The organism is Nostoc flagelliforme FACHB-838, from assembly GCF_014698065.1.
GTDB lineage: Bacteria > Cyanobacteriota > Cyanobacteriia > Cyanobacteriales > Nostocaceae > Nostoc > Nostoc flagelliforme_B.
On the sequence record NZ_JACJSI010000391.1, the window covers coordinates 1 to 5,351 of the forward strand.

A 5,351-nucleotide genomic window follows, 5' to 3' on the forward strand; every position below is an offset into this window, starting at 1 on the left:
TTTTTTTCAATTGGTTAATTGTAGAAATCCTAGATACGTTGTTACCCGAACGCGTTCACCGTACTAATCCCAGGGTTGTAAAAAGACCTGTATCAAAGTTTCGTTCTAAAAAACCAAAACACAGAGGTATTGGACAACGAGTCGAAGCTCCGAAATTTAACGTCACTCATAAGCTTTTGAGCCTTAACTGAACCGTATTGGTATTTGCTTTTGGAACCATAACCACTGAGCGATCGCGTTAGCTATCCTACCGCTAGCATCAAAGCCAAACTCACCATATTGGGGTTCTAGTAAATCGCCTTGTAGTTCCTGCTGTAACTGGGCTATGCGCTCGTTGAGTAACTCGATTTGTTCAAGGTAAGTTTGACGTTCTTGGGATATCGCCTCCCCAACCTCATCTAAATTTTCGTTGTAGCTGCTTGCCAAACTCTTGATAATTTCAGCTTTACTTTGATGACCGTGTGCTACTTTCTCCGACCATGATTGCAGCCTTCTGAATAACTGCATAGCTTCACTGGTTATCGAGTCATGCTCTAAGTAAATTTTCTCTAACTCCTGAGATTTAGCAACCTGAAAGCGTTTGTTAGCCTCCGCTTCTACTTGGGTTTTAAAGTTAAATTCCCATTGTTCAGTCTCACTTTCCAGATATTCAATGCGCTGGGCATCTTTTTGAGATTGGGTAGATAATTCACTTAACTTAGCTTGCAGTTGGGCGATTAAGCCCGTGTTTTCTAGTTTGCTGTGACCTAACGAGTTGATAGTACTTCGTGCTTCCTTGAGTTCATCTTTGACCGTTTCTAGTTGACTGTTAACAGTGGTTAGCCTTGACTTGCTCCTTTCAAATTCCCTGATAACTTTATGCAGCGTTTGACCTGCTTGCTCATTCTTACTTTCGGCATCATTTAGCAATCTTTGTGATTTAGTATCCGCAATAAAGTAAGTAATAAAGCTTGCTGGCAATGCTCCCACACCAAGCATAGACATTACTTTGCCTATATCGTTGGTGAACCCTCCAGAAGCGATCGCCAAGCCAGCGCATAAGCTAAAAGCACTTACCCCTAAACTGTGAGACAATCTCATGATTTCACCTCCAGATAATCGCCCAACTGTGCTTTAAAGCTTGCTAGATTCCCTTGTGACTCAACAGTTTTTAGCCTTAATTCCTCAGCTTTTATTTGTGCTTGTAATAGTTTTTGGTCTAGTTCATCTTTGCTATAAACTGAGATATTCGTATCAGCTATCGTCTTTACTTAGCTGACATCTAAAGCAACTGATTTTTGAGTAGTAACTTCTTTTTGATTAAGGTAATCCAAATAATTACCCTTAACTTTCTCAATCTCGGTAGCTGCTTGGATGCCAGCACCAAAGGCTTTTGAGTGCTTACCAATTACAGTGAATTTCTCGCGTGTCAGGTCAAGCGCTGCCCCCGTAAGTTTCAATGCTCGTGTAGAACCTTCATAAATTTTCATCCCCAAATCAAGCTGGCTTTGAGTTGCCTGTGGGAGCGTTTCAGGAGGATTAAGCGGATCTGAAATATGATACTGATTCGGCTGGAATGGTGGCATCATTCCCGGTATTAAATCCGGCGTGACGCTCAACAATCCAGGGATACGGCTATCTCTGGGGACAGTAGCAGGTGTGGAATTATTGGTGCTAGATGTGGAGTTTTGTTTGCGTCCTGCTAGCTTTTCTGCTACAGCTTGGGCTGCTGCTTTTGTAGCATCAATTTTTGCCATTGTTGAAAAATTTTCTAGTGTTGAGTAAGGATTGATATTTAATTTCTAGTTGCCTAAATGCTTTGTCGATTTCGCTAAATTCAAGCGCTAATTCCTCATCCAAATCGTATTTTTTCAGGACAAGATTTAGCTCTGTTTCATCCGTCTTTGCATCCTGAATTTGGCTGCTTAAGTCATCTTGCATGGTAGTATTGACGGGTATCTGATGCTTAAAAGCTCTCAAAACTATTGAGAGCATTAATTCTGGCTTTATCTGCTACCGACTGTGTTCTGTGGAGTTGGCAGCAACAATTATTCTGTAAAACCTTCAAACTTAGCTATCTCTGAGTCACTAGCAACAGCCCATTCGAGGTAGTTGAAATACTGCTTAACGTCACCAATAGCTACATCACAATCGAAGCGTAAGCCTTTAAACTGTGGATGTTGGCGGATTTGACCAAGTAACTCTTGGGCAAGAGAAACTAGTTCTGGTAAGGAATTAGCGCTTATGCTTGCCTCTGGTTCAGTGCCGGAAATTGTAAAAGTCATGGCGTTAGTACTCTTTCTAATAACCAGTTAATGAAATCAAGGGGAGATAACAGGATGTTGATCGCTCTCACACTATTAGCTTTTTTCCCAGTTCGGTGATGATGCCTTCAATTTCTTGGGTAAAGTCAGTTTCATCTGGGGTAACTTCTGGCTTTTGCTGTGCAAGTCCAGCCAAATCTCTAATCGCTCCCAAATATCCCTGCTTTTGATGTTGCCAGTGCTGATTGATACCCTCTACTAATTCCGCATTCCTTACAGCCAAATTATTTAGAATCAGTTGGTTCTTAACTTGGGCGATCGCGTCTACTGCTGTTATCTCCTCACTGGCTTGTTTTGCTAATTGCTCAACCAGAGATAAGCCAAGGGTAGACTTTGGGGATTGGGTAGAATTGGTTAACTGTTGCTGACTTACAGAAGGTACTATAGGGGTGTTTTGTGGGTGTTCTGTAGCTGCTGCTAATGCTTGCTGTGTAAGAGCTTCGTTGTTTTGGGGGATTGCTGGCAATTGTGGCTGGAAGTGGGAGGCTATCGCTTCTAAATCCGCTTCTGAAACTGCCTTTACAGTGTCAAAATCATCAGGGCGAACATGGCTTAAAGCCAGCCTTAAGCTCTGTTCTGTGGTCATGTATTTTAGGCAAGCATCATGAATGCTTACTGTATCTGCTGTCGGTGCTGTGGTTCTCTTCCGTGCTGCCATGATTTACGCTCCCTTCTGTATTTTTTAGATTTGCCCGAATGCTTGCTGATAGCGGTATCTAGAAAAATCGTTGGGGTTTTTGGCGATATAGCCTTTGACTCGTTCAGACCGTCGTAGCTGTGCCATTAATCGCCCTACTCGCCCTAAAATCCATGCTTGATAGGGTGATAAGGGTGATTCCCGGTCGTAACTGCCATCGTGGTTTTTGGGGTAGGCATCTCTGAAACTGGGGATTCTCCAAAAAGCTAAATTTTCCCAAGTGACCAAAGTAGAACGACTAACACCCAAGACCTCAGCTAAATATGTCTTGGTAGATGGGAAATCAAGGAATAAATCTAAATCTGTAGAATGTTTGCTCCGTCTAGGTTTCATCGGCTTACTACAGTAATCAATGTGAATTAGATATTAACTAACTAGCAATCAGAATAAGTACACATCAGGATGTAGCACCTAAACGCTAAACCCCTTACTTTGTAAGTCGTTGGGGTACTCGTAGGACGCTAATTAGTGGCTTGTTGCTGATTGATTGTTCTCGCTGATACGATAACAAGTGTTCATGTCCTCTTGTCAAGAAAAACTTTGCTACTCTCTGAGTTCATGCCAGTATAGATGTAATATCTATGCTGTTAAGTATTTATGGGCGACAACCTTCGAGGCAAGAGAGGTGATCCAAACTATCGATTGATCTCTGGCTATGTACCTAAAGACCTTGCATTATTGTTTAAAACGATCTGTGCTGCCACAGAAACAGACCAAAGCAAAGCACTTGAAGAGATGATTGCCAAATGGGCCAGGGAAAAACAATCAGTTCTTGACGGAATGAAACAGGAGAATGAAAAGCCAGCATGACCAACGCACTAGGAGCCAACGAAGCTGATAAGCCAGAGTCACCCCCAGAAGCATTAGAGATAGTAGAAAGCTTCACTACTGCACTAAATAACTTTAATTGGCGGGCTGACTATTTCAAATTTTGTGAAGTTTTAGGTTTTACACCAGATAGCTATGCTGAGGAGAAATACCAACAATTTCGAGAACTGGTCAGTTATTTAGACTGTTTTGACAAAGAGGCGATCGCCAAAATGATTGAGGCAGGGCGATGACAAATAACGGAACACCAAATAACAGATTAGATCGGCTTGAGGCAATGCTGACAAGTCATGCTGAAATGCTTAATCAGCTAGCTCCATTGATGGCACAAGTGGCCCAGATAGCCACTACAACATCAGAAACAGCTGCACAGCACGATAAAATACTTACCCGCATTGAACAACAGCAGGAATTAAATACTCAGGCGATCTCTGAGTTGACCGAGAATACTAATCGCGTGTTAGCTCGTAGCGCTGTTTTAGATGATGTGCTTTTGGAATTACGCGATAGCTTTGAGCAACACCAGCGTAATTTTGAAGAAAATCAGCAAACCACTAACGCGGCATTAAATCAGCTTGGCGCTATTTTGATACAACTAACACGCATTGATCCTCGAAATTAGTAGTAATCACAATGAGGGGAGTAAGTTATCAAACGAGTGTAGGATGGCAACTCATACAAGAGTTTTTCCACCTTTGGATGTCTTAGAAAATTATGAAAGCAAGCGATCGCATGACTTTGCTTGATATCATTACGCCAAAATTTGACAACCCATCAAAACCAACACCGGACTAAAACTACAGTACTAACGTATTCAGTGGTGGAAATTATGCGTACTAACTTACATGGGATCTCATAAGGTTTATATCTTTGCACTGAAAGGGTTTTACAAATTGATTTATTAGTTTTTGATTACTGGTAGGCGATCGCATCCCTTAAAATTAGCTGCTATTTTACTTCAGAGGTGAACACTTTCTGCAAAATATGACAATCTGGCATATTCTGGCACACGAAGAAAAAAAGATACTAAAGTATTAGAAGTTACTGTTAGCTCGTGTTACACGATATTGACGTAAATCTTCTTCCTATCTAGCGATCATCGAAAAATATGATTAGCTGGTATTGGAAAAATATCGATATTAGAGTATTTTTTCAAGCTACTAGCAATCATCGAAAAAATTATGATTAGCTAGGTATTAGGGCGGCTAGTCCGCGATCACCTCTTCACAAGAAAACGGGTAGTTCCCTAGTTTTTAGCTGATGACAACCTAGAACTTGCTAGCCTAATCACCGTGAACGAATTGCAATCGTTCACCAAAAACCGGAAACCACCACGCCCGGATTTCTCACAAGTGCGAAAAAATCATTGAGATGAGTAAAATTTAGGAAAGGATATTTTATACATCAGTGGATTAAATTCAGGAACCGAAGACAATCACGTATTATCCGAAGTTTTAAAGATAAATAAAATACGAATAAAACGAAAAGTACTGGAGTAATAACTATGATTAGCAATAATTAGG

Annotated in this window: 10 protein-coding genes; 4 read left to right on the forward strand and 6 right to left on the reverse strand. The window is 41.1% G+C overall.

All coding sequences use genetic code 11. The annotated features are described in order from the left end of the window. Nucleotides 1–191, forward strand: a 191-nt coding sequence (locus H6G97_RS52020) for a hypothetical protein (protein WP_206759167.1), incomplete at its 5' end; no start/stop codon positions are given. Here the strand turns inward: H6G97_RS52020 and H6G97_RS44565 are convergent. The 6 genes from H6G97_RS44565 to H6G97_RS44590 all read right to left on the reverse strand — a co-directional run bounded on the left by H6G97_RS44565 (nt 184) and on the right by H6G97_RS44590 (nt 3,333). Beyond that, nucleotides 184–1,080: a hypothetical protein gene (locus H6G97_RS44565; protein WP_190946875.1), complete on the reverse strand. Its 897-nt coding sequence runs from the start codon at nt 1,078–1,080 to the stop codon at nt 184–186. The two genes, H6G97_RS52020 and H6G97_RS44565, sit on opposite strands and share 8 nt — an antisense overlap. A gap of 170 nt (nt 1,081–1,250) precedes the next feature. Further along, complete coding sequence (locus tag H6G97_RS44570) at nt 1,251–1,736, reverse strand: hypothetical protein (RefSeq protein ID WP_190946876.1); 486 nt, start codon at nt 1,734–1,736, stop codon at nt 1,251–1,253. Further along, nucleotides 1,723–1,974: a hypothetical protein gene (locus H6G97_RS44575; RefSeq protein WP_190946877.1), complete on the reverse strand. Its 252-nt coding sequence runs from the start codon at nt 1,972–1,974 to the stop codon at nt 1,723–1,725. The genes H6G97_RS44570 and H6G97_RS44575 overlap by 14 nt, the downstream gene beginning before the upstream one ends. Before the next feature lie 53 nt (nt 1,975–2,027). Continuing rightward, nucleotides 2,028–2,264, reverse strand: a complete 237-nt coding sequence (locus H6G97_RS44580) for a hypothetical protein (protein WP_199350100.1) — start codon at nt 2,262–2,264, stop codon at nt 2,028–2,030. 67 nt (nt 2,265–2,331) lie between these two features. Continuing rightward, nucleotides 2,332–2,961, reverse strand: coding sequence for a hypothetical protein (locus H6G97_RS44585; protein WP_190946878.1), 630 nt, complete (start codon nt 2,959–2,961; stop codon nt 2,332–2,334). A gap of 24 nt (nt 2,962–2,985) precedes the next feature. Next, the gene (locus tag H6G97_RS44590) at nt 2,986–3,333 is read right to left on the reverse strand and encodes a hypothetical protein (RefSeq protein ID WP_190946879.1); all 348 of its coding nucleotides are present in this window, start codon (nt 3,331–3,333) and stop codon (nt 2,986–2,988) included. Nucleotides 3,334–3,597: 264 nt separating this feature from the next. Here H6G97_RS44590 and H6G97_RS44595 point away from each other — a divergent pair, with 264 nt between their 5' ends. From H6G97_RS44595 to H6G97_RS44605, 3 genes are read left to right on the forward strand one after another with little or no spacing between them, the layout of a single operon-like run. Further along, on the forward strand, nt 3,598–3,810 hold the full coding sequence (locus H6G97_RS44595; protein ID WP_190917101.1) for a hypothetical protein: 213 nt from the start codon (nt 3,598–3,600) through the stop codon (nt 3,808–3,810). Next, the gene (locus H6G97_RS44600; protein WP_190946880.1) at nt 3,807–4,061 is read left to right on the forward strand and encodes a hypothetical protein; all 255 of its coding nucleotides are present in this window, start codon (nt 3,807–3,809) and stop codon (nt 4,059–4,061) included. Before H6G97_RS44595 ends, H6G97_RS44600 begins: the two co-directional genes overlap by 4 nt. Next, nucleotides 4,058–4,450 (forward strand): hypothetical protein, encoded by a 393-nt coding sequence (locus tag H6G97_RS44605; protein ID WP_190946881.1) that lies wholly within the window; start codon nt 4,058–4,060, stop codon nt 4,448–4,450. Before H6G97_RS44600 ends, H6G97_RS44605 begins: the two co-directional genes overlap by 4 nt. Nucleotides 4,451–5,351: the final 901 nt, after the last annotated feature.

Bases quoted from the DNA above. Each gene is read 5' to 3' on its own strand.
- H6G97_RS44605 (WP_190946881.1), top strand. From the start codon at position 4,058: ATGACAAATAACGGAACACCAAATAACAGATTAGATCGGCTTGAGGCA.
- H6G97_RS44600 (WP_190946880.1), top strand. From the start codon at position 3,807: ATGACCAACGCACTAGGAGCCAACGAAGCTGATAAGCCAGAGTCACCC.
- H6G97_RS44585 (WP_190946878.1), bottom strand. From the start codon at position 2,961: ATGGCAGCACGGAAGAGAACCACAGCACCGACAGCAGATACAGTAAGC.
- H6G97_RS44565 (WP_190946875.1), bottom strand. From the start codon at position 1,080: ATGAGATTGTCTCACAGTTTAGGGGTAAGTGCTTTTAGCTTATGCGCT.
- H6G97_RS44595 (WP_190917101.1), top strand. From the start codon at position 3,598: ATGGGCGACAACCTTCGAGGCAAGAGAGGTGATCCAAACTATCGATTG.
- H6G97_RS44580 (WP_199350100.1), bottom strand. From the start codon at position 2,264: ATGACTTTTACAATTTCCGGCACTGAACCAGAGGCAAGCATAAGCGCT.
- H6G97_RS44575 (WP_190946877.1), bottom strand. From the start codon at position 1,974: ATGCTCTCAATAGTTTTGAGAGCTTTTAAGCATCAGATACCCGTCAAT.
- H6G97_RS44590 (WP_190946879.1), bottom strand. From the start codon at position 3,333: ATGAAACCTAGACGGAGCAAACATTCTACAGATTTAGATTTATTCCTT.
- H6G97_RS44570 (WP_190946876.1), bottom strand. From the start codon at position 1,736: ATGGCAAAAATTGATGCTACAAAAGCAGCAGCCCAAGCTGTAGCAGAA.